The sequence below is a fragment of the Arthrobacter sp. 05T47 genome, from assembly GCF_056395825.1.
Window position 1 is genome coordinate 1 of record NZ_JBFTKG010000012.1, and the last position, 22,854, is coordinate 22,854.

Annotated in this window: 17 protein-coding genes; 9 read left to right on the forward strand and 8 right to left on the reverse strand. The window is 67.6% G+C overall.

From position 1 onward, the window contains the following. The first annotated feature begins 206 nt into the window (after positions 1-206). Positions 207-1,196 carry an LLM class flavin-dependent oxidoreductase gene (locus tag AC1DEY_RS10635; RefSeq protein WP_476867907.1) on the forward strand — a complete coding sequence of 330 codons (990 nt, stop codon included), beginning with the start codon at positions 207-209 and terminating at the stop codon, positions 1,194-1,196. 76 nt (positions 1,197-1,272) lie between these two features. On the opposite strand, the gene galK is transcribed toward AC1DEY_RS10635, so the two are convergent. From galK to AC1DEY_RS10675, 8 genes are all read right to left on the reverse strand, one after another. Continuing rightward, on the reverse strand, positions 1,273-2,436 hold the full coding sequence (galK, locus tag AC1DEY_RS10640; protein WP_476867908.1) for a galactokinase: 1,164 nt from the start codon (positions 2,434-2,436) through the stop codon (positions 1,273-1,275). Then, positions 2,433-3,641, reverse strand: a complete 1,209-nt coding sequence (gene galT / locus AC1DEY_RS10645; RefSeq protein WP_476867909.1) for a galactose-1-phosphate uridylyltransferase — start codon at positions 3,639-3,641, stop codon at positions 2,433-2,435. The genes galK and galT overlap by 4 nt, the downstream gene beginning before the upstream one ends. 2 nt (positions 3,642-3,643) lie before the next feature. Next, entirely contained in the window at positions 3,644-5,902 is a 2,259-nt protein-coding gene (locus AC1DEY_RS10650; protein WP_476867981.1) for an alpha-galactosidase, read from the reverse strand. A 119-nt stretch (positions 5,903-6,021) separates the two neighbouring features. Further along, positions 6,022-6,852, reverse strand: coding sequence for a DeoR/GlpR family DNA-binding transcription regulator (locus AC1DEY_RS10655; RefSeq protein ID WP_476867910.1), 831 nt, complete (start codon positions 6,850-6,852; stop codon positions 6,022-6,024). Positions 6,853-6,861: 9 nt separating this feature from the next. Beyond that, complete coding sequence (locus AC1DEY_RS10660) at positions 6,862-8,991, reverse strand: beta-galactosidase (protein ID WP_476867911.1); 2,130 nt, start codon at positions 8,989-8,991, stop codon at positions 6,862-6,864. A gap of 2 nt (positions 8,992-8,993) precedes the next feature. Continuing rightward, positions 8,994-9,953 carry a carbohydrate ABC transporter permease gene (locus AC1DEY_RS10665; RefSeq protein ID WP_476867912.1) on the reverse strand — a complete coding sequence of 320 codons (960 nt, stop codon included), beginning with the start codon at positions 9,951-9,953 and terminating at the stop codon, positions 8,994-8,996. Continuing rightward, positions 9,950-10,900, reverse strand: a complete 951-nt coding sequence (locus tag AC1DEY_RS10670; RefSeq protein WP_476867913.1) for a carbohydrate ABC transporter permease — start codon at positions 10,898-10,900, stop codon at positions 9,950-9,952. Before AC1DEY_RS10670 ends, AC1DEY_RS10665 begins: the two co-directional genes overlap by 4 nt. A gap of 62 nt (positions 10,901-10,962) precedes the next feature. Continuing rightward, the gene (locus tag AC1DEY_RS10675) at positions 10,963-12,279 is read right to left on the reverse strand and encodes an ABC transporter substrate-binding protein (protein ID WP_476867914.1); all 1,317 of its coding nucleotides are present in this window, start codon (positions 12,277-12,279) and stop codon (positions 10,963-10,965) included. Positions 12,280-12,504: 225 nt separating this feature from the next. On the opposite strand from AC1DEY_RS10675, the gene AC1DEY_RS10680 reads away from it, so the two are divergent. The 8 genes from AC1DEY_RS10680 to AC1DEY_RS10715 all read left to right on the forward strand — a co-directional run bounded on the left by AC1DEY_RS10680 (position 12,505) and on the right by AC1DEY_RS10715 (position 22,755). Then, the gene (locus AC1DEY_RS10680) at positions 12,505-13,830 is read left to right on the forward strand and encodes a right-handed parallel beta-helix repeat-containing protein (protein WP_476867915.1); all 1,326 of its coding nucleotides are present in this window, start codon (positions 12,505-12,507) and stop codon (positions 13,828-13,830) included. 156 nt (positions 13,831-13,986) lie between these two features. Next, the gene (locus tag AC1DEY_RS10685) at positions 13,987-15,003 is read left to right on the forward strand and encodes a LacI family DNA-binding transcriptional regulator (protein ID WP_476867916.1); all 1,017 of its coding nucleotides are present in this window, start codon (positions 13,987-13,989) and stop codon (positions 15,001-15,003) included. Positions 15,004-15,112: 109 nt separating this feature from the next. Beyond that, complete coding sequence (locus AC1DEY_RS10690) at positions 15,113-16,414, forward strand: extracellular solute-binding protein (protein ID WP_476867917.1); 1,302 nt, start codon at positions 15,113-15,115, stop codon at positions 16,412-16,414. A 13-nt stretch (positions 16,415-16,427) separates the two neighbouring features. Then, positions 16,428-17,393, forward strand: coding sequence for a carbohydrate ABC transporter permease (locus AC1DEY_RS10695; RefSeq protein WP_476867918.1), 966 nt, complete (start codon positions 16,428-16,430; stop codon positions 17,391-17,393). A 1-nt stretch (position 17,394) separates the two neighbouring features. Next, positions 17,395-18,366, forward strand: a complete 972-nt coding sequence (locus AC1DEY_RS10700) for a carbohydrate ABC transporter permease (protein WP_476867919.1) — start codon at positions 17,395-17,397, stop codon at positions 18,364-18,366. 3 nt (positions 18,367-18,369) lie between these two features. Beyond that, on the forward strand, positions 18,370-19,464 hold the full coding sequence (locus AC1DEY_RS10705) for a glycoside hydrolase family 130 protein (RefSeq protein WP_476867920.1): 1,095 nt from the start codon (positions 18,370-18,372) through the stop codon (positions 19,462-19,464). Between the two features lie 50 nt (positions 19,465-19,514). After that, complete coding sequence (locus AC1DEY_RS10710) at positions 19,515-21,623, forward strand: hypothetical protein (RefSeq protein ID WP_476867921.1); 2,109 nt, start codon at positions 19,515-19,517, stop codon at positions 21,621-21,623. A gap of 67 nt (positions 21,624-21,690) precedes the next feature. After that, the gene (locus tag AC1DEY_RS10715) at positions 21,691-22,755 is read left to right on the forward strand and encodes a glycoside hydrolase family 130 protein (protein ID WP_476867922.1); all 1,065 of its coding nucleotides are present in this window, start codon (positions 21,691-21,693) and stop codon (positions 22,753-22,755) included. Positions 22,756-22,854 lie beyond the last annotated feature (99 nt).

Genomic DNA, 22,854 nt, shown 5'->3' on the forward strand with positions numbered 1-22,854 from the left:
GGCAGGCAGGCACGTAGCAGGAGGCGTGCGGCCGGCCGCAGGCTGGCCGTACCGGGCAAGAAACATGCGCAGGAAAATGTGCAGAAATATCCCGGGGGCCGCCGTCGTTGATGCCAGTGTGCCCGCGCCGGAAACCCGGTGCCGCCAGGACCGCAGTTCCCAACTCCGGCCCGCACACTGCTCCGCTACGAAAGGCCGGCTTTTCCGTGACTGTTCCGCTTTCCATCCTTGAYCTCGCAACCATCGGCCCGGGCCAGACRGCGGCGGAGAGCTTCGCCGGCAGCGTGGCCATGGCGCAGCTCGCCGAGGACCGGGGCTACCGKCGGATCTGGTACGCCGAGCACCACAACATGTCCGCGATCGCCTCCTCCGCCACGAGTGTGCTGATCGCGCACGTCGCGGCGCACACCTCCAGCATTCGGCTCGGCGCCGGCGGCGTGATGCTGCCCAACCACTCGCCGCTGACCATCGCGGAACAGTTCGGTACCCTCGAAACCCTGCACCCGGGCAGGATCGACCTCGGGCTGGGCCGGGCCCCGGGCAGCGACCAGAACACCATGCGGGCCCTGCGCCGTGACCCGATGTCGGCCGAGAGCTTCCCGCAGGACGTCCTGGAGCTCCAGGGCTACCTGACCGGACCCACCCGCATCCAGGGCGTCGAGGCGACCCCGGGCAAGGGCACCAACGTCCCGCTGTACATCCTGGGTTCGTCCCTGTTCGGCGCCAGGCTGGCAGCCCAGCTGGGCCTGCCCTACGCCTTCGCCTCCCATTTCGCGCCCAATGCGCTGCAGGACGCGGTTGCCACGTACCGCCGCGAATTCCGGCCCTCGGCGCAGCTCGACGTCCCGCACGTGATCGCCGGCGTCAACGTCATCGCCGCGGACTCCGCCGCTGAAGCCCAGGCCATGTTCCAGGCCACCAAACGGGCCAGGGTCTCACTGTTCTTCGGCAATGGACGCGTGTTCAGCGACGACGAGGCGGACATGATCCTGGACTCGCCCCAGGGCCAGCACATGGCGCAGATGATGAAGTACTCCGCCGTGGGCACTCCCGATGCCGTGCTGGCGTACCTCGAGGAGTTCACGGAGCACGCCGACGCCGACGAGCTGATCGTGGCCCATCAGAGCACCGGCACCGAGACCMGGCTCCGTTCCGTGGAGCTWCTGGCAGACGCCGCCCGGCTCGTCCGGGCGTAGCGGCCTAAGAGCCGAACGCCTGACGGCGCCGCGGAGCGTCAGTCCAGGACCGGCGCCCGCGCGGCGCCGTCYCTGGCTACAGTTCCCGGCGGGCTCCCTCCGACGCGGTGACGGGGAAGAYGTGCGGGGCGGTGTACCCCGCCCGGGCGAAGTCGCGGGCAATGCCCTCGGCCACTGTCCCGGCGTCGCCGTTCCGGACCAGTGCCAGGGCCGCGCCGCCGAAACCGCCGCCGGTCATGCGCGCGCCGATCGCACCCAGCTYCTGGGCGCTGGACACTGCGAGGTCSAGCTCGGCGGTGGAAATCTCGAAGTCGTCGCGCATCGACACGTGCGATTCGTTGAGGAACGGGCCGATCGCGGCGGCGCCGGAAGTCCGCAGCGCYGCGACGGTGTCYAGTACCCGCTGGTTTTCCGTGATGATGTGGCGGACCCGGCGGTAMGTCTGTCCGTCGAGCTGTGCCGCTGCCCGCGGGAGGTCSTCCGGGCCCAGAGCCCGGAGGCTSCCGACGCCCAGGCGGCGGGCGCCGTCCTCGCAGGAACGACGGCGGCTGGCGTAGCCGCCGTCGGCATGGRAGTGGCTGGTCCTGGTGTCGATCACGAGGAGCCCCACCCCGGCGYCGGCGAACCCGAGGGCTACGCTCTCGGYCTTCAGGCTCTGGCAGTCGAGCAGGATGCCATGATCCGGCTCGCCCAGGAGCGAGGCTGACTGGTCCATGATCCCGGTGGGCGCGCCGACCACCCTGTTCTCGGCCAGCTGGCCGATCCGGGCCAGCTCCGGCCGGTCCAGCCCCAGCCCCCAGAGATCGCTCAAGGCCAGGGCCACCGCGCATTCGACGGCGGCAGAGGAKGACAGCCCGGCGCCGGCCGGGACATCCGAGGTCAGCGCCAGGTCCATGCCGGMGAGCCCGGAGGCGCCGCCCGCCGCCGCCAGGGACATCGCCCAGGCCACGCCCAGCGGGTAGGCCGCCCAGCCGGTGAGGGCATCCGGGYCCACGTCATCGAGGYTCACCTCSACCAYGCCGGGGAASGAGCTGCTCGTGACCCGCAGCAGGCGGTCTTCCCGGRCGCGGGCCGCCACCGTGGTGCGCTTGTCGATGGCGATCGGAAACGCGAAGCCGTCGTTGTAATCCGTGTGCTCGCCGATCAGGTTGACCCGCCCGGGCGCCGACCACAACCCGTCCGGCGCGCCGCCGAACTGGCTGGCAAAGTACTCGCTTCCCAGCYGAAGGACCTTGTTCATGGCTGGGCGGCTTCCTGTTCTGTTGCTGGGAGTTCTGTTGCTGGGAGTTCTGTTGCTGGGAGTTCGAGTTCGGGGAGGTCCGGKCGGAACGGCTCGAGACCTGCCGTTTCCATCGCCTCGCGSAGCCGGGCGGCGGCCGCTTCCGGCGGGATGTCCGCRATGAACGCACCCATCGCCGCCTCGGAACCGGCCAGATACTTGAGTTTGTCCTCCTCCCGGCGGGGCGAGGTCAGCTGCAGCATGAGCCGGATGTCTTCCCGGTGRGCATGGACGGGGGCCTGGTGCCACGCCGAAATATACGGGGTGGGAGTGTCGTAGAGGGCATCGACGCCGCGCAGGAGCCGGCTGTACAGCAGGGAGAACTCGTCGCGTTCCTGCTCCGTCGTGGCGGCAAGGTCCGGRACGTGCCGGTGCGGGAGGATGTGCACTTCCAGMGGCCAGCGGGCGGCAAACGGGACAAACGCCGTCCAGTGCTCGCCCTGAAGCAGCACCCGCTCGGATTTCTGCTCGAAGCTGAGGATGTCCTCGAACAGCGGGCCGCCGTAGCTTTCGATCGTGCGGACCAGCTGGGCCGTGCGRGGYGTGATGTASGGATAGGCGTAGATCTGACCGTGCGGGTGGTGCAGAGTCACRCCGATCGCTTCCCCGCGGTTCTCAAACGGAAAAACCTGTTCGACGCCGGGCAGCGCGGACAGCGCGGCGGTCCGGTCCGCCCACGCCTCCACCACCGTGCGCATCCGGGACAGCGGCAGCGCCGCCAGGGATCCGGTGTGTTCCGGCGAGAAGCACACCACCTCGCACCGGCCTACAGACTGCCGGCTGCGCCCCAGCCCCACCAGGGCGAGGTCGTCCAGGCCGGCCGGCGCGGCGGCGTCGCCCGCCAGAKCCGGKCCGAAGGACGGGGACTTGTTTTCGAAGACGGCGACGTCATAGGGGCTCGGAATTTCCGAGGGATTCTCCGGCGAGGCSGGGGCCAGCGGGTCCAGGTGCGAGGGGGGCAGGACCACCCGGTTCTGCCGGGCGGCCGCGATCGAAATCCACTCCCCGGTCAGGACGTCCTGGCGCATGGTCGCCGTGGGCGGACGGACCGCYGGCTCGCGGAGATCGTCCCCGCGTTCCGGGGGCAGGACGGTATCGGCATCATCGAAGTAGATGATGTCCCGGCCGTCGGAGAGCTTGTAGGAGCGTTTCGTAATCTGGCCCATTGTCAGGAGCTCCTCACGGGGTCGCCGCCGGATGCGGTTGGATCGGCGGCATTGGCACGGCGGACGGACAGGAGCARCCCGTGTTCCGGGTTGAGGACMGGCATGGGGAGGCCGGACTCCGCCAGGAAACGTCCGGTCGCCTCGATGCCGCCGGYAAGCCATGCCGGGGGCACCGCCTGCAGGAACGCCCGCTTGTCCCCGGCCGCGGGGTACACCGCGTCCACCCGGTACGTGGYTTCCGGRAGCAGYCCAGGCATGCAGATCCGTCCCGGAACTTCGGCGAACGACGTCGCCACGGACACCAGCGCGTAGAGGGCCTCGCCGCCRTCGTGGGACACAACGCCGTGAAGCCGWAGSGCCGGGTCGGGCTCGTCGGCGCGGACCATCCGYCCGCTGTGCAACAGCGGACGATGCTGCTTGTACAGTGCGATCGCCCCGGCAAGTTCGGTGCGCTCGGAGTCCGTGAGGTGCCGGACATCCCATTCCARCCCGAAGTGGCCGAACATCGCYGTRATYGCCCGGAAGGAGAGATCGTGCGTTCGCGCGGTGGTGTGGCTCGTGGTGGGGCCGATGTGCGATCCGACGAGCTCYGGCGGCACCACCACGCCGGTCCAGCGCTGGATGGTCTGCCGTTCCAGGGCGTCGTTGCAGTCCGAGCCCCAGACCCGGTCRGTGCGTTCGAGGATACCGAGATCCACCCGGGCGCCCCCGGAGGAGCAGCTTTCAATCTCGACATCCGGGTGGGCCAGGCGGAGCTCGTCGAGGAGCCGGTAGACGGCCTGCGTCTGGGCATGCACGGAAGAGCGTCCGTCGTGGCCCATCTCGGTCAAGTCCCGGTTCTGGTCCCATTTGAGGTAGCTGATCCGGTTTTCGCTCAACAAGGCATCCAGCCTGTCGAAGATGTACTGCCAGGCCTCCGGGTTGACCAGGTCAAGGACCTGCTGGTGCCGCCACTGCATGGGCAGCCTGCCCCCGGCGGACGGTCTGTCCCCGCCGGACGGGCTGTCCCCGCCGGACGGGCTGTCCCCGCCGGACAGGCTGTCCCCGGCCGTCCGGGGTGCCGGTCCGGCGATCCAGTCCGGGTGGGCGCGGGCCAGGTCCGAGTCTTCGTTGACCATTTCGGGTTCGACCCAGAGGCCGAATTCCATGCCGTGGCCGGTGACCGCATCGATCAGCGGGGTCAGGCCCCCGGGCCACAGTTCCTCGTCGACGTACCAGTCGCCGAGGCCCGCCCGGTCGTTGCGCCGGCCGCGGAACCAGCCGTCGTCCAGGACATAGCGTTCCACGCCSAGCCGGGCTGCCGATRCTGCRAGTTCGAGCAGCACCGGCATCCGGTGGTCGAAATACACCGCCTCCCAGACGTTGAGCACCACCGGACGTGCCTTGCCGGTCCGCACGCCGGGGTGGTGCGGGCGCCCGCGGAACCAGGAGTAGAACGCGTCGCTGATGCCGTCCAGCCCCGCGGCGGAGTACGCCGCGAACAACCACGGCGTCTCGTAGCTGGCGTTCGGGGCCAGGCTGATCTCGCCGGAACCGAGCAGTTCCGAGGCGCCCAGCACGGTCCGGCCGTCCGCAGYRGCGTCAACGAAGCTCTCGTGGTTGCCACTCCAGCCCAGGTGCACGGCCCAGACCTGCCCGTGGCGGTTGCCGAATCCGGGGGTGCCGGCCGCCAGCAGGAGCGAGGCGTCATGGCCGGTGCGSCCGTGCCGGCCCGAACGGACCCACGTGCCTTGGCGCAGCGGCAGGCGCTGCGGGTGGGACTCCCGGCACCAGCGGCCGGTCAGGTCCAGGATCTCCGTGGCGGCGCGGCCCAGCGGCAGCACGGCCGCGAGYTCRTCCAGGCTGTACCGKTCAGCGCCGTCGTTCTCGAGCCGGTGCCTGAGCTGGAGCAGKCCGCCGTCGTTGATCCTGATCTCCGTGCGGACGGTGACACCGGCGTCGGGGTCGGCCTGGGTGATGACSGCAGAGCACTGTTCCCCTTCGGTGCGTTCCACAGCAACAACGCGCAGGCGGGCCGAGAATGCCTGGCCGTTCCGGTGCCCGCGGAGGCCGGGCCGCCCGCGCCAGCCGGAGGATGCCTGCGGGATCAGTCCSAGYGTGACAGGGACGTCGTGSGCGGAGCGCGGCACGGCGTCGCCCAGCAGTGAAAGGTCCGGCAGGGCCGGGCCGAGGTCGGMGCCGAAGTGCAGCATGGCGGCCTCKCCGGTGCTGAAGTCAATGAGCAGGGATGTTCCGGAGCGGCGCAGGTGCAACGGCTCCAGATCCGACGACGTCAGGGCCGGGACACCCAGGGCGAGGGTCTCGGCGGCAAGAGTGAGGTCCGGGTTGTTCACGGCAGCTCCAGGCGTAGTGGTTGGGGGCGGGCGGGGGCCGTGCGGGGTCAGCCTGCGGCTGCTGCGGGGGTGGCWGCGSCKCGRTCAACCGCGCCGTGCGGGTCRTCGCCGGTGCGGGCCAGGCGGAGCCGTCCGACGCGCTCGCCGAGGATGCGCCGGGCCTCGCTGCCGAGGAGGTCATCGCTGATGAGTTCGTCAGCGTCCTCCAGGCTGGCGATGGTGCTGATGCCCAGGGTYCCCCACTTCGTGTGGTCGGCCAGCACCACAACGCGGCGGGCCGCGGTGACGAAAGCCCGGTCCGTTTCGGCTTCGAGCACGTTKGGKGTGGTGAACCCGGCRTCGGCGTCAACACCGTGGACGCCGAGGAACAGCACGTCCAGGTGCAGCTGCTTGAGCGAGGAGGTGGCCAGCGGCCCCACGAGGGCATCGGAGGGGGTACGCTCGCCGCCYGTGAGGATCACCGTGGACGCGGACGAGCTCTGATGGAAGACATCCGCGATCCGGACCGAGTTGGTGACCACCGTGATCCGCGGCCCGGCGGACAGCAGCTGCGCCAGCGCCCACGTGGTGGTGCCGGCGCTGAGTCCCACCGCCATGCCCTCGCGCACCTGGGCGGCCGCCTCCTGCGCAATCGCCATTTTCTCGTCCTTGAGCTGGGTCACCTTCAGCTCGAAGCCTGGCTCGTGGGTTCCGGCCCCGCCTGGCAGCTTTGCCCCGCCATGGATCTTCTCCACGGAGCCCGCCGCGTCGAGGGACTCGATGTCCCGCCGCACGGTCATCAGCGAGACACCGAGCATCTTGGCGAGGTCCGCGACGCGGACGATCCGCTCACGCTGGACCTCYGCGAGGATGGCTGAATGACGGGCTGCGGCTAGCATGTGGAGTCCTTACTGGCTTGAGTGGTTTGGAAGGCTTGACTGGTTTGATTTGCCGGCGGACGTGGCGACCAGTTGGGCGGCCCGTGAACGGACGACGGCGACACCTCCGGCCGGGAGGCCGAGCCCGCCGTCGAGCTCGGCGCCTGTGAGCAGGTCGACSCCGYCCAGCGGCAGCCGGACCTCGTGCGYCCCGTGGTTGATGCAGAACGTCCAGTCGGTCCCGTCCTTGCTGCGCCGGGCGACTTCGACATTGTCCGGCAATTCCGGCACGAGCGGCTGCACCGCGGCGTCGGCGCAAATAAGGGTCAGCAGYTCGCCCAKGCCCTCCGGYGCGAGCGTCGTGGCGACGTAGTAGGCGCGGCCGCTKCCGGCGCGGTTGCGGGTCACGGCCGGAGAACCGGCGGCCGGCCCCTCGTCCACGGCCGCAAGGACCTCRGCGGTGGTAGCCCGYCCCAGCTCGTTCCAGCACGTGCCCGCCCCGAAGCCGCTGAGCCGGACGCTTTCGCCGCCGCGCAACGGAAAGAACTCTTCCATCCGGACGCCGAGCAGTCCGCTGAACGCGCCGGGGTAGCTGCCAAGCCTGATGTGGTCATTTTCGTCCACGATACCGGAGAAGTAGGTCACCACGAGGTGGCCGCCGGAGCGCACRTACGCGTCCAGATTCGCGGCRCCGGCRTCGCTGATGAGGTACTGCATCGGGGCGACGACRAGCCGGTAGCCGGAGAGGTCCTCGGTGCTCTGGCGGAAGTCGGTGGGGATCCCGGCGCGGTAGAAGGCATCATGCCAGCGCCGGGTTTCGGCGATGTTGGAGGCATCCACGCTCGGGTGCGAGTCCAGCTCCGAGGCCCAGCGGGCATCAGTGTCGTGGAGGATGGCGACGTCCACCCGGCCGGACGCGCCTGTGACCACCGAGCCGCTGACTTCCGCCAGGCTGCGCAGCGCCTGCCCCAGCTGGACCACTTCGCGCCACACCTTGGTGTCCGTGCCGGCATGCGGGAGCAGCCCGGAATGGAATTTCTCGGCGCCTGCGCGGGAGGCCCTCCACTGGAAGAAGAGCGCGCCGTCGGCACCGCGGGCAACATGCTGCAGGGAATTACGCAGCATCTCGCCGGGCGCCTTGGCGATGTTGCGGGGCTGCCAGTTCACGGCGGAGGTGGAGTGCTCCATGAGCAGCCACGGCTTGCCCTTGGCCCAGCCGCGGGTGAGGTCCGCGGTCGCCGCCAGTTCCTGGAAGTTCCGGGGGTCCTCGGCGATGAGGTAGTGGTCGTTGGAGACCACGTCCATCTCCTCGGACCAGCGCCAGTAGTCCACGGGCTGGTGCAGGCCCATGTTGAACCCCATGAAGTTGGTGGTCACGGGGTGACCCGAGTGCGAGCGGATGATCGCGGCCTCGGCCTTGTAGCATTCGAGCAGCTCGTCGGAGGAGTAGCGGGCAAAGTCCAGCTGCTGGGTCGGGTTGACCCAGGTCCCGGAGGTGCGCGGCGGCAGGATCTGCTCCCAGGCCGAGTAGCGCTGGGACCAGAAGGCCGTGCCCCAGGCGGCGTTGAGCGCCTCGAGGCTGCCGTACCGGCGTTCGAGCCAGCGCCGGAAGCCGGCGGCGGCGCCGTCGGAGAAGTCCGGCTGGTTGTGGCAGCCGTACTCGTTGTGGACGTGCCACATCACGACGGCGGGATGGTCTTTGTACCGGACGGCGATCTGCTCGGTCAGCGCCGCGGCGGCCCGGCGGTATTCGGCGCTCGAGGCCGCGAAGGCCTGTCGCGAACCGTAGCTGTGCCGCACGCCGTCGGCCGTGACAGGCAGGGACTGCGGGTACTTGTGGCTGAACCACGGCGGCGGCGATGCCGTGGCGTTCGCCAGGTCCACCCGGATGCCGTTCGCGTGCAGCAGGTCCAGGACCCGGTCCAGCCAGCCGAACTCGTACACGCCCTCGGAGGGCTCCAGCAGCGACCAGCTGAAGATGCCCACGCTGACCAGGTTGACGCCGGCCTCGCGCATCAGCGCGACGTCCTCCTCCCAGGTCTCCTCGGGCCATTGTTCCGGGTTGTAGTCCCCGCCGAAGGCCAGCATTGGGGCGCCGTCGGCGCCGAGTCGGGCGGTGATGTAGTCCATGGCGTTGTTGGGGTTGGAGCTGTTGTCCACGTTTATCCTTTGCTGGAGCCGAGGGTCAGGCCCGCCACGAAATGGCGCTGCAGGAGCAGGTAGATGATCAGGGCCGGAACGGCCGTGATCATGGCGCCGGCGGCGATCAGGTTGTAGTTGGAGAGGAACTGGCCCTGGAGGTTGTTGATGGCGGTGGTCACCGGAAGACGGTCACCGCTCTGGATGAACAGCAGGGGCCAGAAGAAGTCGTTGTAAATGAAGATCACTTCGAGCGTGCCCATGGCGGCCAGCGCCGGGCGGCACAGCGGCAGGATGATGTCCCAGTACTGGCGCCAGACGCCGGCACCGTCCACCAGGGCCGCCTCGGTCAGTTCGGGGGACAGGGCCTTCATGTAGTTCGAGAGCACGAAGGTCACGAAGCCGATCTGGAAGGCCGTGTCCACGGCGATCACGCTGATGTAGGTGTTGAGCAGGTTCCCGGAGTCGCTGAAGGCGTACGGCAGCTCGAAGTGCTTGAACATTTCAAAGAGCGGCGCCGCGAGCACCTGCGGGGGAAGCAGGTTTCCGGCCGTGAACATGATCAGCAGGGTGATGTTGAACTTCCAGCTCACCCTACTCACGGCGAACGCCATCATGGAGGCGAAGAACAGGATCAGGAACACGGACGGGACGGTGATCAGCACGGAGTTCCAGAACAGCTTGGCAAACCCGCCCYGCGTCCAGGCCTGGGTGAAGTTGTCGAAGTTGAAGGCCCCGCCGGTGCTGAAGTAGCCGTACTTGTCCGTGTCCGCCTTGGGCCGCAGGGCGGTGAAAATGGCCCAGCCCAGGGGGACCAGCCAGATCGCCGCCATGACGGTGAGGAAGATGTGGGTGCCGTAGTGCCGCTTGCCCTGCTTGTTCTTGGCCGGACGGCCGGGGCCGGTCCTGCCCGCGCCCGAGCTGCGCTGCCGGGCGTCCGCCGGGGTGCCGGCTGCGGCGTCGGTGGGATGGGCGATGCTCATGCCTCTTTGTCCTTTCCGAACGCGCGGGAGAGGTAGAACGTGATGGGGATCAGCGAGATGACCAGCAGGATGACGGCCAGCGCGGAGCCGATGCCGATCACCTGGCCCTCGCCCACAAGATTCTGGATGACCAGGGCGCTGATGAGTTCCAGGCCGTTGGTGCCGCGGTTGATCACGTAGACGATGTCGAAGGCCCGGAGGGATTCGATGACGGTGATGACGATGATGATGACGTTGACCGGGCGCATGGCCGGGAAGATCACCCGGAAGAAGGTCTGCACCGCATTGGCACCGTCAATCTGGGCCGCCTCGCGCAGGGTCGGGTCCACTCCCTTGAGCCCGGCCAAGTACAGGATCATGACGTAGCCGGCGTGCCGCCAGGTGGCGGCGAAGAGGGCGGCCCAGATATTGACGCTGGAGTCCCCGAACCAGTCGACGGCCTGCGGTGTACCCGCCGTGCCGAGGACGAAGTTCAACAGGCCGCTGTCACGGTTGTAGAACAGCTGCCAGATGATCCCGATCAGGGCCAGGGACAGCATCACCGGGGCGAAGAAGATGCTCTGGTAGATCCTGGTGCCGCGGATGTTCTGGTCCAGGAGCACGGCCAACAGCAGCCCCAGCGGAGTGGCCACAAGTGCCAGGAATGCCAGCCACAGCACGTTGTGCTGCACGGCCGGCCAAAACGGGGGGTAGTCCTGGGCGACGAACTGGTAGTTCTCGACGCCGGCGGGTTTGATGTCGGTCAGCTCCAGCCCGTTCCAGCGGGTGAAGGACAGCCCGACCGACATGAGCGTGGGGATCCAGACCAACACGAGCTGGATCAGCGTGGGGACGCCCACCATCATGCCGAGCACCACTTTGTCGCGGCGGGACAGCCGCCGAACCCGCCGCGCGGGGGCGGCGACTGCTTTGCGCCCCCGCGCGGACGGACTGGTAGAGACACTCATGGAGATTCCTTGCCTTGGGACATGCAGGGTGAAATGCGGTTGAAATGCGGGCAGATACGCCGCTACTGCGCGGCGTACAGGGACTTGGCCTGGGCTTCCAGGTTCTTCACATCCACGTTGCCGTCCTTGATGAAGGACTGCAGGGCCGGGATCATCACGTTGTTGGCCATGGCGGGCAGGGCATCGCGGTCGAAGAACTGGCTGATGTTCTTGGCGCCGCTGATGGCCTCGGCCAGTTTCTTGTTCAGGGGAGTGAACTTGGAGGTGTCCGCGCCCTTGGCGGTGGCGATGTTGGACGAGTCCACGGAGGCGTACACGTCCTGCCCCTCCGGAGTGCCGACGTAGGCCAGGAAGTCCCGGGCGGCCTGGTTCTGGCCGCCCTTCTTGGAGAGCAGGAGGCCGTCGATCGGTGCCTCGATGGCGTCCTGGCCTTCCACCGCGACCTCGGGGAACGGGAAGAAATCGATGTCGTCGGCGATTGCCTTGTCCGTGTACTGCTGGGTGAGGAAGGATCCGAGCAGGTACATGCCGGACTTCTTGTCCGCCAGGGACTTCGCCGAGTCCTGCCAGGTCATGCCGAGGGCGTTCGGGTTCTGGTAGGGCAGCAGGGCTTTCCAGGTGTCAAAGACATCGCTGACCTTCTTCTGGTCCCAGCTTTCCCGGTGCGCGGTCAGGTCCATGTGGAACTGGTAGCCGTTCAGGCGCATGTTCAGGTAGTCGAAGGTGCCCATGGCGGGCCAGCCGTCCTTGTCCGCGAACTCAATCGGGATCAGGCCGTCGGCCTTCATCTTGGTGGCGAGGGCCTTCAGCTCATCGAACGTCGTGGGGACGGTGTAGCCCTTCTCCGCCCAGAGGCTCTTCCGGTAGAAGAAGCCCCAGGGGTAGTTGTAGTTCGGGATCAGGTACATCTTCCCGTCGGCGCCCGTGGACGCCTTCTTCAGGGCGTCCGAGTAGTTTCCGCCGACCTTTTCCCAGACATCGTCGATCGGGGCCAGCAGTCCCTTGCCGGCGTAGTACTGCATGCGGTAGCCGGCGAACCACGTGAACGAATCGTCCGGGCTGCCCTGGAGGTAGGTGTTGATCTTGTTCTGGAAGTCGTTGTGCGCCACCACGTTGGTGGTGATGGCGACGCCGGACTTCTTCTGGAAAGCATCGGTCACCGCCTTGTAGGCGGCCTTGGGGACCTCGTCCGAGGATCCTGAGCCGAAGGTAGCCGTGTTGGATCCGCTGCTGGCAGGGGCGCTGCCGCCCGTGCAGGCTGTGAGCAGCGGAATGCCGGCCATCGCGACTGCTCCGGCGCCGAATGTCTTCAGCAGCGTCCTCCGGTCCCACCCGCCTTGGCTGGAGGCCCGAAGCAGTGCGTCTTCATGCATGGTCATAATTTCTCCTTTGAAATAACGCGGGTGGCGTGAAGCAGCTCACATGATTAGCAATCATAATCGCACAATAAAGAACGTCAAGTAGCAAAAAAGAACATTGCGGCTTATCCGTTGACTTAGTGTTGACCCGCTCTTAGCGTTAAGCCCCTCAGGGTGCCGACGTGGTCCGCCGGCCGGCGGTGGTGCCCGGATCCGCGGAAACATGGCGAAAACCCAGGTGCACCCATGAAGATCAAGGCCACAGCCGCCGCCACGCTGCTCATCCTGCTGTTCCTGGGGGGACTGCTCGGCGGCGCCTCCGCGCCGGCGTCGGCCGAGGGGGCCACCTATTACGTGAGCGCGGACGGCAATGACGCCAACGACGGGACATCGCCGCAGACCGCCTGGGAAACCATCGACAAGGTCAATGCGACCATACTGCGGCCCGGGGACTCGGTCAGCTTCCGCCGCGGCGACGTCTTCTCCGGGGGGCTGGTGGTCGGAAACAGCGGCGCCGGCCGGCTCAGGATCACCCTGAATGCCTACGGAAGCGGCGATCCGCCCGCCGTAACCGGAGGGCTTGCGGGCACCTGCGTCAGGCTCGACGGCGACTACATCACCGTGGATGGCCTGCGGGCCGATTCGTGCGGCTATGCGGGGTTCAGTATCTACGGCGACCACGGATCCGTGCGGAACTCCGCAGCGAAGAACAATGCCGCGGGGATCAAGGTGAGCGAGGGTTCCGACTTCGGCACCTATGCCAACAACACCCTGGCGGATAACAACATCATGAACGTCAACACCCCGGGGGCGGGGTGCGGCACCGCGACCGCCGTGCAGTGCAACGATGATTCGGGCGCCTTCGGCTTCCTGATCAACGGCAGTGACAACGAGTTCTCCGGCAACACCATCACCGGCTCCACCGCCTTGTCCTACGACTTCGGCCACGACGGCAGCGCGTTCGAGATTTTCAACGGCAACCGGAACAGGATCCACCACAACGTGGCGGTGGACAACAACGTCTTCTCCGAGCTGGGGCGCGGACCCGGCGGAACCGCGGACGGCAACACCTACAGCTACAACCTGGTCCGGTCCACCTGCGGCCCCAACTGCTCCCAGGCCATGGGCCTGATCGCGCGCGGCAGGACATCGTCTTTCGGTCCGACCAACGGCACCACCTTCGAATACAACACCGTCTGGCTGGACGGGCCGGACACCCAGGCCGTCGTCTGCCACGCCTCATGCCCGTCCTCGACCGTCATCCGGGGAAACATCCTCGTCGCGGTCCGCAATGCCCTGTGGATGGACGGCACCGGCTGGACCGAGGGGCAGAATGTCCTCAACGGCCCCACCAACATCGTCCCCAGCGCTACCTCCACCACTGATCCGGCCGAGTTTGTGAATGCCCCCGCCGACCTCCACCTTTCCAGCACGAGTCCGGCCATCGACCGTGCCGGGAACAGCCCCTTCCCCGCGGATCTGGACGGCCTGCCGGCCAACCAGAAGGGCGACTGCCAGGGCGGCGGCGCGGCCGATGCGGGCACCTACGAGTACAGGCCGCCCGGCTGCTGAACCGCATGCGCCGGCCGACGGCTCCGGTGGCGTGAGGCGGGTGCGGCCGCGGGCCCATCCTTGACAAACAACAACTGAACCGGTTTAGTAGTAGAAATCACTTAACCGGTTCAGTGCAGGAAGCTGCCTCAGGACCACGTCCGAAAGGAACGGCCCATGGCAGTCACCATCAGCGACGTCGCCCAGGCGGCCGGCGTCAGCAAGGGTGCCGTGTCCTATGCCCTCAACGGTCAGCCCGGGGTCAGCCCGGACACCCGGGAGCGTATCCTCAAGGTCGCCAAGGACCTCGGCTGGAAGCCGAACCTCCGGGCGAAGGGGCTGTCCTCGGCCAAGGCTTACGCACTGGGCCTCGTGGTGGCCCGGGACCCTTCCCTGCTGGGTACGGACCCGTTCTTCCCGGCCGTCATCGCCGGGATCGAGACCGCGCTCGCCGAGCACGACTACACCCTGGTGCTGAGCGTCGCCACGGCGCCCGGCGCCGAGGAACGCTGCTACCGCAAGCTGGTGGACAACGGCAGGGTCGACGGCGTAATCCTCACCGATGTCCGCCGCAACGACTCCCGCATCCCGCTGCTGCTCGAGCTGAAGTTGCCCGCAGTCACGCTGAACCGGCCCGACGCCAATTCCCCGTTCCCGGCCGTGTCGGTGGACGAATCGGCCGGCATCGTCGCGGCCGTGAAGCACCTGGTGGCCCTCGGGCACCGCCGGATCGCCCACGTGGGCGGAGGGCAGGAGTACATCCACGGACGAAGCCGCCGCGAAGCCTGGGAAGGGGCGCTGGCCGCTGCCGGTCTTCCTTCCGACCTCTTCGCCGCAGCCGACTTCACCGCCGCGGGGGGAGCGGCCGCCACAGCCGAACTGCTCCGCCGGGCGGACCGGCCCACCGCCATCGTCTACGCCAACGATCTCATGGCCACCGCCGGGCAGTCGTACGCGCAGTCCCTGGGGCTCAGCATCCCCGGCGACCTATCCGTCACCGGCTATGACAACGCGGAATTCACCCAGTACCTGAACCCGCCGCTCACCACCCTGGCCACCGACCCCATGCTGTGGGGGCGGGTTGCGGCCCAGGTCCTCCTCAGCCAGCTGGCAGGGGCCCACCCCGGCGAGGACACCGTCCTCCCGGCGCCCCGTCTTCTGGTCAGGGCTTCGACGGGACCGGCCCCGGCCTGACCTGGTCCGTCGACCGAACCGAAAGCCCACTCCAGACCGTCATTTCTCTTCCCGCACGACCACCCAACCTGGCACGCATCCGTCAGTAAACCCCTCCCAAGGAGACGCAATGAAGCGCTTTTCAATTGCCACGCGAGTTTTGTCCGTGGCCGCACTGACCATCATGGGAGCGGGCCTGGCCGGCTGCGGCGGCGGCGCCAGCGGCGGCACCGCCGACTCGGCCACCACGGCCAAGGGCCCCATCAAGATCTGGTACTCGAACAACGAATTCGAGGTCAAGTGGGGCAAGGCCATGGTGGAGTCGTGGAACTCCGCCCACCCGGACCAGAAGATCGATGCCCAGCAGATCCCGGCCGGCAAGAGCTCCGAGGAAGTCATCGGCGCCGCCATCACCGCCGGCAACGCCCCCTGCCTGGTCTTCAACACCGCTCCCGTCGCCGTTCCCCAGTTCCAGAAGCAGGGCGGACTCGTCGCGCTGGATTCCTTCCCGGACGGCGCCCAGTACATCAAGGACCGCACCGGCGACCTCGCGGACCAGTACAAGTCCGGCGACGGCAAAATGTACCAGCTGCCCTGGAAGTCCAACCCCGTGGTCCTGTTCTACAACAAGGACCTCTTCACCAAGGCGGGCCTGGACGCCGAGCACCCCAAGCTCGGCACGCAGGCCGAATTCCTGGACACCGCCCGCACACTGGTGAAGTCCGGCGCCGCGGCCAACGCAATCTGGCCGTCCCCGGCCAGTGACTTCTTCCAGTCCTGGTTCGACTTCTACCCGTTCTACGCCGCCAACTCCGGGGGCGCGCCGCTGATCAAGGACGGCAAGGCCACCTTCGACAGCGAGCAGGGCAAGCAGGTAGCGAACATGTTCGAAACCCTGTACAAGGAAAACCTGGCCTCCAAGGAGGTCTACCAGGGTGACTCCTTCGCCGAGGGCAAGGCCGCCATGTCGCTGGCCGGTCCGTGGGCCATCGCCGCCTACAAGGACAAGGTCAACTGGGGCGCCGTGCCCGTGCCCGCCGCTCAGGCCCAGACCGAAGGCTCCACGTTCTCGGACGCGAAGAACGTCGCGATGTACTCCGCCTGCCAGAACCAGGGCACCGCCTGGGAAGTCATGAAGTTCGCCACCAGCAAGGAACAGGACGGCAAGCTCCTCGCCGACACCGGCCAGATGCCGATGCGCAAGGACCTCCCGGCCACGTACTCGGACTACTTCGCCAAGAACCCCCTCTACAAGCAGTTCGCGGAGCAGGCCAGCCACACCGTCGAGGTGCCCAACGTGTCCAACTCGGTTGAGGTCTGGCAGACCTTCCGCACCGCCTACGCCAAGTCCGTGATCTTCGGCAACGAAAGCATCGACGCCGCGTTCAAGGGCTCTGCCGAGAAGATCAACCAACTGGCAGCCCAGAAGTAGCGGGTGAACCACCATGTCACTTCGCTCAGCTGAAGGGGCGCCCGCCGCGGGGGACAGCACCCCGCAAGCAGGGGGCCGGCGGCCAGCGGCCAGGAAGCGCAAGAACTTCCTGGGCCGCCAGCCCCTCGGGCTGCTGTTCAGCGCCCCGTACATCATCTACGTCCTGGGCGTGCTGGCGTTTCCGCTCTGCTACGCCGTCTACATTTCCTTCCACGACTACTTCTTCACCGCGCCAAAGGTCAAGGTTGACCGCCCGTTCGTGGGCCTGGAGAACTACATCACCGTCCTGACGGACCCGGCGGTGCAGCGTTCCTTCGCCAACATCGGCATCTTCCTGATCATCAACGTCCCGCTGACCGTGGGCCTTTCCCTGGTCCTGGCCAACGCCCTGAACCGGGTGACGAAGCTCAAGACCTTCTTCCGTGTCAGCTACTACGTCCCGTACGTCACGGCGAGCGTCGCCGTCGTCGGCGTCTGGCTGTTCCTGTTCCAGCAGAACGGCCTGGTCAACTCGCTGCTGGGGCCGCTGGCCCCGAACCCTTCGTGGCTCGTGAACTCCTGGCTTGCGATGCCCACCGTGGCGCTCTTCGTGACCTGGAAGCAGCTCGGGTTCTTCATCCTGCTGTACCTGGCCGCGCTGCAGAACATCCCGGAGGAGCTCTACGAGTCCGCCTCGGTGGACGGCGGCAACAAATGGGTGCAGTTCTGGAACATCACCGTTCCCGGCGTCCGCTCGGCCAGCGTGCTGGTGACCCTGCTGGCCACCATCACCGGCGCCAACCTGTTCACGGAACCGTACCTGCTCACCGGCGGCGGCGGACCGGACGGCGCCTCCACCTCACCGGTGTTCCTGATGTACCAGATGGGCATCCTGCAGGGGAATCCCGATCTGGCCGCCGCACTGGGTGTGGTGCTGGTGATCGGCGTGCTGCTGATCGCCCTGATCCAGAAACGCCTCGTGGGCGGAAAGGAGGACTGACATGTCGATCCTCAACAAGGCAGCTGCGCCCAACGATGAGAACAGCGGCAGCAACAACAACGACGACGACAGTCGCCCCCGCCGGCCCGGCGCCTTCAGCCGCCTCGGCAAGCCGGCGGCAGGCGCCTCAGGCGTGGAGAAGCGCCGAAGCCTCGGCCTGGGCAGTTTCGTGCTGCTGGCCGTGGGAGCGTTCGTCTTCCTCTTCCCGTTCTACTACATGTTCATCGGCTCGCTGCAGACCTCACCGGACACCTCGGTGGCCGGGGCGTTCCCCAACCCGGCGAACCTCACCGGCGAGAACTACGCGAACATCAACAACTCCATCAACCTGCTCCAGGGCCTGATCAATTCGGGCATCTTCACCGGCGGTGTCATCTTCTTCACCGTCATCTTCGGGCTGCTGGTGGGATACGCCCTGGCGCAGATGCACTTCCGCGGCAAGGGGCTGGTGTTCGGCATGATGCTGCTGGTGCAGATGATCCCGTTCCAGCTGCTGCTCATCCCGCTCTACGTGATGATTGTGCGGGACTACGGGCTGGCCGACACGTACCTGGGCATGATCCTGCCGTTCGCGATCAACTCCACGGCCGTGTTCGTCTTCCGCCAGTACTTCATGCAGCTGCCCTCCACCCTCTTCGAGGCGGCCAGGATCGACGGAGCCTCCGAACTGCGGATCCTCTGGCAGATAGCGATCCCGCTGGTGAAGCCCGCGATAGTCACGGCGATCCTGCTGACCTTCATCGGTCCGTGGAACGAGTTCCTGTGGCCCTTCCTGGTCACCAAGGACCAGTCCATCCAGCCGCTCGCCGTCTCCCTGGCGAACTACATCTCCAACATCTCCGCGACGGCGTCCAACCCGTTCGGCGCCATCCTGGCGGGCGCCTGCGTCCTCGCCGCACCCGCCGTCGCGCTCTTCATCTTCTTCCAGCGTCAGTTCATTTCCACCAATATCGGCTCCAGCGTAAAGGGTTAATCTATGACCTCCCCCCAGACTTCAGCACTTCCCACCGTCCCCTTCACCCTCACCCGCGCCGGTGTCATCATGACCCCGGAACCGGGCAACGAATACGAGGCCGAGGGTGTGCTCAACCCAGCCAGCGGCCGCGGCCTTGACGGCGAGCTCTATCTGCTGCCACGCCTGGTCGCCAAGGGCAACGTCTCCCGCGTGGGACTGGCCAAGGTAGTCATCGAAGACGGCGTCCCCACCGGCGTCGAACGCCAGGGCATCGTCCTGGCCCCCGACGAGGGCTGGGAACGGGGCCTGAACAACGCCGGCACCGAGGACCCCCGCACCACCTGGGTGCCCAGCCTCGGCAAGCACCTGATGACCTACGTCGCGTACGGCCCGCTGGGTCCGCGCCTGGCCTTCGCCTACTCCGAGGACCTGCGCAACTGGGAGCGGCTGGGCCCGTGCCTCTTTGGCTACCAGGCCGACCTGTCCATGGACCTCAACCTCTTCCCGAACAAGGACGCCGTATTCTTCCCGGAGCCGGTCAACGACCCCGACGGCGTGCCGTCCTACGCGATGCTGCACCGCCCGATGTGGGACCTCGGCTGGATCCGCGAGGGCGAAGGCGAGCACCTGCCAGCCGGAATCACCGACAACCGCCCCGGCATCTGGATCTCCTACGTCCCGGTCGCGGACGTCGAAAAGGACATCAACAACCTCGTCCACATGGCCAAGCACCGGCTCGTGGCTTTGAGCGAGTTCCCGTTCGAGGAACTGAAGATCGGCGGCGGCCCCGCCCCGATCCGGGTGGACGAAGGCTGGCTGCTGATCCACCACGGCGTCTCCGGTGAGCTGGCGAAGTCGGCGTTCGACCACCAGCAGAACGTCAACTACACCGCGGCCGCCATGATCCTGGACGGCGAGGACCCCTCCAAGGTGATCGCCCGCAGCGACAAGCCGCTCCTGGCACCCGAAACCGAGGACGAGATGTCCGGAATCGTGCCCAACGTCGTGTTCCCGACCGCGATCGAGAAGATCGGCGAGCAGCTGTTTGTGTTCTACGGCATGGCTGATTCGAAGATCGGCGTCGCCAAGCTGGACCGGATTCCCGCCGCCAACTAGCACCGCCGTCCCCGCCCGACGACCAGCCAGCCAGCCACCAGGAGCCACCGATGACGAACAACGATGTCCGCTCAAAACTGACAAGTCGATTCACGGCCACCGCCGTGTCCGCATCGATGGTCCTGCTCCTGGTCCCGCTCGGTGCGGGTGCAGCCAGCGCGGCACCCGCACCGGCCGGCACTGGCCAGTCGGCCGTTCCGGCCGCTCCCGCTCCCGCCGCAGCACCCCTGACCAACCTCGGCCACCTGAACTTCCTGATGGACACCGTGCCGCTCTCCCCGGTGGAGGGCCACACCACCTATGAGCTGGACCGTAATCCCTCCGCCCAGGCCCCCTGGACCTACGCGGACAAGAAGGCCGACGGCAGTTACACCAGGATCGGCGGCGGCGACCTCGATCCCGCCACCGGGCACTGGAGCCAGGGCGCCTTCAACGCCGACGACATCGCCCGGACCGCCGTCGTCTACCTGCGCCACTGGCAGCAGACCGGCGACCCCGCCAGCAAGGAACGCGCCTTCCAGACCCTGCGCGCCCTGACCTACCTGCAGACCACGTCCGGGCCGAACGCCGGCAACGTGGTCCTCTGGCAGCAGCCCGACGGTACCCTCACCCCGAGCGCCAAGCCGGTGGAACTGCCGGACCCCTCCGACTCTGCYGAGTCCTACTGGCTGGCACGCACCGTCTGGGCACTCGGCGAAGGCTACGCAGCCTTCGCCAGCGCCGACCCGGCGTTCGCATCCTTCCTGCAGGAGCGCCTGCAACTGGCCCTTGGCTCGCTCAACAAACAGTCCCTCGGCAAATACGGCACATACGACACGGCCGACGGCGCCAAGGTCCCGGCCTGGCTGATTTCCGGCGGCGCCGACGCCTCCGGGGAAGCCGTGCTCGGGCTGGCCGCCTACGTCAAGGCCGCCCCCGGCGACCGCGTTGCCACGACGGCGCTGGCCCACCTGAGCGAGGGCGTCGCCGCGATGTCCTCGGGTTCCGGCACGGAATGGCCGTTCGGTGCCATCCTGCCGTGGAACAAGTCCCGGACCCTCTGGCACGCCTGGGGCGGAATGGCCCCGGCCGCCGTCGCGACCGCCTCAACGGTGCTGCAGCAGCCCCGGCTGCTCGACGCCGCGGTGAAGGATTCCGCCCAGTTCACCCCGCAGCTCCTCGCCGCGGGCGGTCCGGACAACGCCTGGAGCCCCACCCCCGGGGAGGCCCAGATCGCCTACGGCGTGGACTCCCGCGTCCAGAGCCTCGTGGCGACGGCGAAAGCCGCCAACGCCCCCGGCCTGCTGGACGTCGCCGCCATTGCGGCCGGCTGGTTCTTCGGCGCCAACCCCAGCGGAGCCCCCGCCTACAACCGAGCCACCGGCACCGCGATCGACGGGATCGAACCGGACGGCCGCGTGAACCCGAACTCCGGCGCCGAATCCACCATCCACGCGCTGCTGACCATGCTGGCGCTGGACGCCAACCCCGGGCTGAAAACCAAGGCCCGGGGCATCAACCGCACCGTCTCGACCCACGGACTGAGCGTCATCGAGGCCGAATCCGGCACCATCGCCGGCAACGGCACCGTGGTGAAGCCCGCCTCGGCCTGGACCGGGGAAGCCAACATCTCCGGCGGGGCCTACGTCGCCCTGAAGGCAGGGGGATCCCTGAGCCTGCCGCTGCCCGCAGCCGAGGAACCGCGCAATATCTACCCGATCGTCAACCAGGGGACAGCCCCCTCCGGCACTACCAGCTGGACCACGGACAAGGGCCCGCTGGGCAGCACCCGCAACGGAGGCGCCGGCGCCCAGGGCATCACCGATGCCCCGGGCATCCTCTTCCCGTTCGCGCTGAGGCGCGCGCTGCCCGCCGGGGCGGCCGCCGTCGTCGGTACGACGGACGGTGACGTTGCCCTCGACGCCCTGCTGGTCCAGCCGCAGCTCTCCACGGTCTCCGTTTCCGGCGACGCCGGTGCGTCCACGCTGTATGTCAGTGCAGCCCCCAACCGCACCGAACGGCAGGTGAACCTGCCCGCAGGCTTCCGCCTGAACCAGGAGGCGTTTGATGCCTCCGGCCGGCCCGTCACCCCCGGTCCGCAGCAGAACGCGGCCGACCGGTCCGGCCGTGTGGCGGTGGCCCCGGGCGGATTCACCTGGGTGACGTTCGTCCGCAACTAATCCCTCACCCCGCCGGCGACCGGTCCCGGCGGCATGGCACGCAACATCAAGAACAGGAAGAACCCAGATGCAGAAAATCACCACCCAGGCACTGCTCGAGAGTTACGAGGGAGCGCTCGCGTTCAGCAATCCGCTGACCGACACCATCTCCACCGAGCAGTTCTCCGCCGAGTACCCGGAGCGCCCGGAATGGGCGGTGGGCCCGTTCGGCAAGGATGATTCCCTTTCCTTCCGGCAAGTCCAGGACTGGGAGGACCCCACGGGGATCGGCTGGACGGCGGATTCAATCTTCAACCCGTCCATCATGGAGCGGGACGGCAAGCTCTACCTGTTCTACCGTGCATCCCCACGCAAGGAATCAGTCTCCAGCCGCATCGGCGTCGCCGTCCTCGATCCCGAAACCGGCTGGCAGGACAATGCGTCCAATCCGGTGATCTACCCCACCCTGGACAACGAGATCCTTGGCTGCGAGGATCCCAAGGTGTACCAGGCCAACGGCCGGTACTACATGTTCTACAACGGCATCTGGACGATCGACGGCGCCGATCAGCGGGCCGCCGGGAATTCCGATGCCTATCCCCTGGGCGAGGTTGGTTGCGACATCAATGTCGCCGTGTCCGATGACCTGATCCATTGGGAAAAGCTCGGGCTGGCGGTCCCCCACAAGATTTCCCGGTACTGGGCCAAAGGGGCCGTCATCCCGCGAAACGCCCGCGGCGAGGCCGTCAAGATTGGCGGGGACTACCTGATGTACCTGTCCGAGGGCTGCGGCGGGACCACCCACGTGGGCCGGTCCGCCGACATGGTCAACTGGACGTTTGAGCCGCAGGACTACCTGGACCTTGAACCGCTGGGCGGCTCACTGCACGAGGTGGCCTGCGCAATCGTCAATGAAGGCGAACGGACCGAGCTGGTCCTGGACTTCTTCTACGGCGACGCCGACGGCCAGTTCTCCGCGGCGCAGGCACTGTATGACATCAGCCAGCCCTTCACCCAGAAAGCGGTCCACAAGGGCGGGTCGCTGGCATGGGGAGGGCTGCTCAAATTCGGCGGAAGCTGGGTGTTTGCCCAGGGCTGGGACGCTCCCAAGGGATCCCGGGAGATGTACTTCTACCGCGCCGAGCAGGGCTAGCCCACCGGACGCCCGCCGCCGGGGTGCCCCTGTCGGCGGGGTGCCCCTGGCGGCGGGCAGAAGTTACATAGTTGCAACGGCCGGGACACAGCTGCGAAA

Bases quoted from the DNA above. Each gene is read 5' to 3' on its own strand.
- AC1DEY_RS10680 (WP_476867915.1), top strand. From the start codon at position 12,505: ATGAAGATCAAGGCCACAGCCGCCGCCACGCTGCTCATCCTGCTGTTC.
- AC1DEY_RS10685 (WP_476867916.1), top strand. From the start codon at position 13,987: ATGGCAGTCACCATCAGCGACGTCGCCCAGGCGGCCGGCGTCAGCAAG.
- AC1DEY_RS10705 (WP_476867920.1), top strand. From the start codon at position 18,370: ATGACCTCCCCCCAGACTTCAGCACTTCCCACCGTCCCCTTCACCCTC.
- AC1DEY_RS10695 (WP_476867918.1), top strand. From the start codon at position 16,428: ATGTCACTTCGCTCAGCTGAAGGGGCGCCCGCCGCGGGGGACAGCACC.
- AC1DEY_RS10700 (WP_476867919.1), top strand. From the start codon at position 17,395: ATGTCGATCCTCAACAAGGCAGCTGCGCCCAACGATGAGAACAGCGGC.
- AC1DEY_RS10670 (WP_476867913.1), bottom strand. From the start codon at position 10,900: ATGAGTGTCTCTACCAGTCCGTCCGCGCGGGGGCGCAAAGCAGTCGCC.
- AC1DEY_RS10690 (WP_476867917.1), top strand. From the start codon at position 15,113: ATGAAGCGCTTTTCAATTGCCACGCGAGTTTTGTCCGTGGCCGCACTG.
- AC1DEY_RS10715 (WP_476867922.1), top strand. From the start codon at position 21,691: ATGCAGAAAATCACCACCCAGGCACTGCTCGAGAGTTACGAGGGAGCG.
- AC1DEY_RS10675 (WP_476867914.1), bottom strand. From the start codon at position 12,279: ATGACCATGCATGAAGACGCACTGCTTCGGGCCTCCAGCCAAGGCGGG.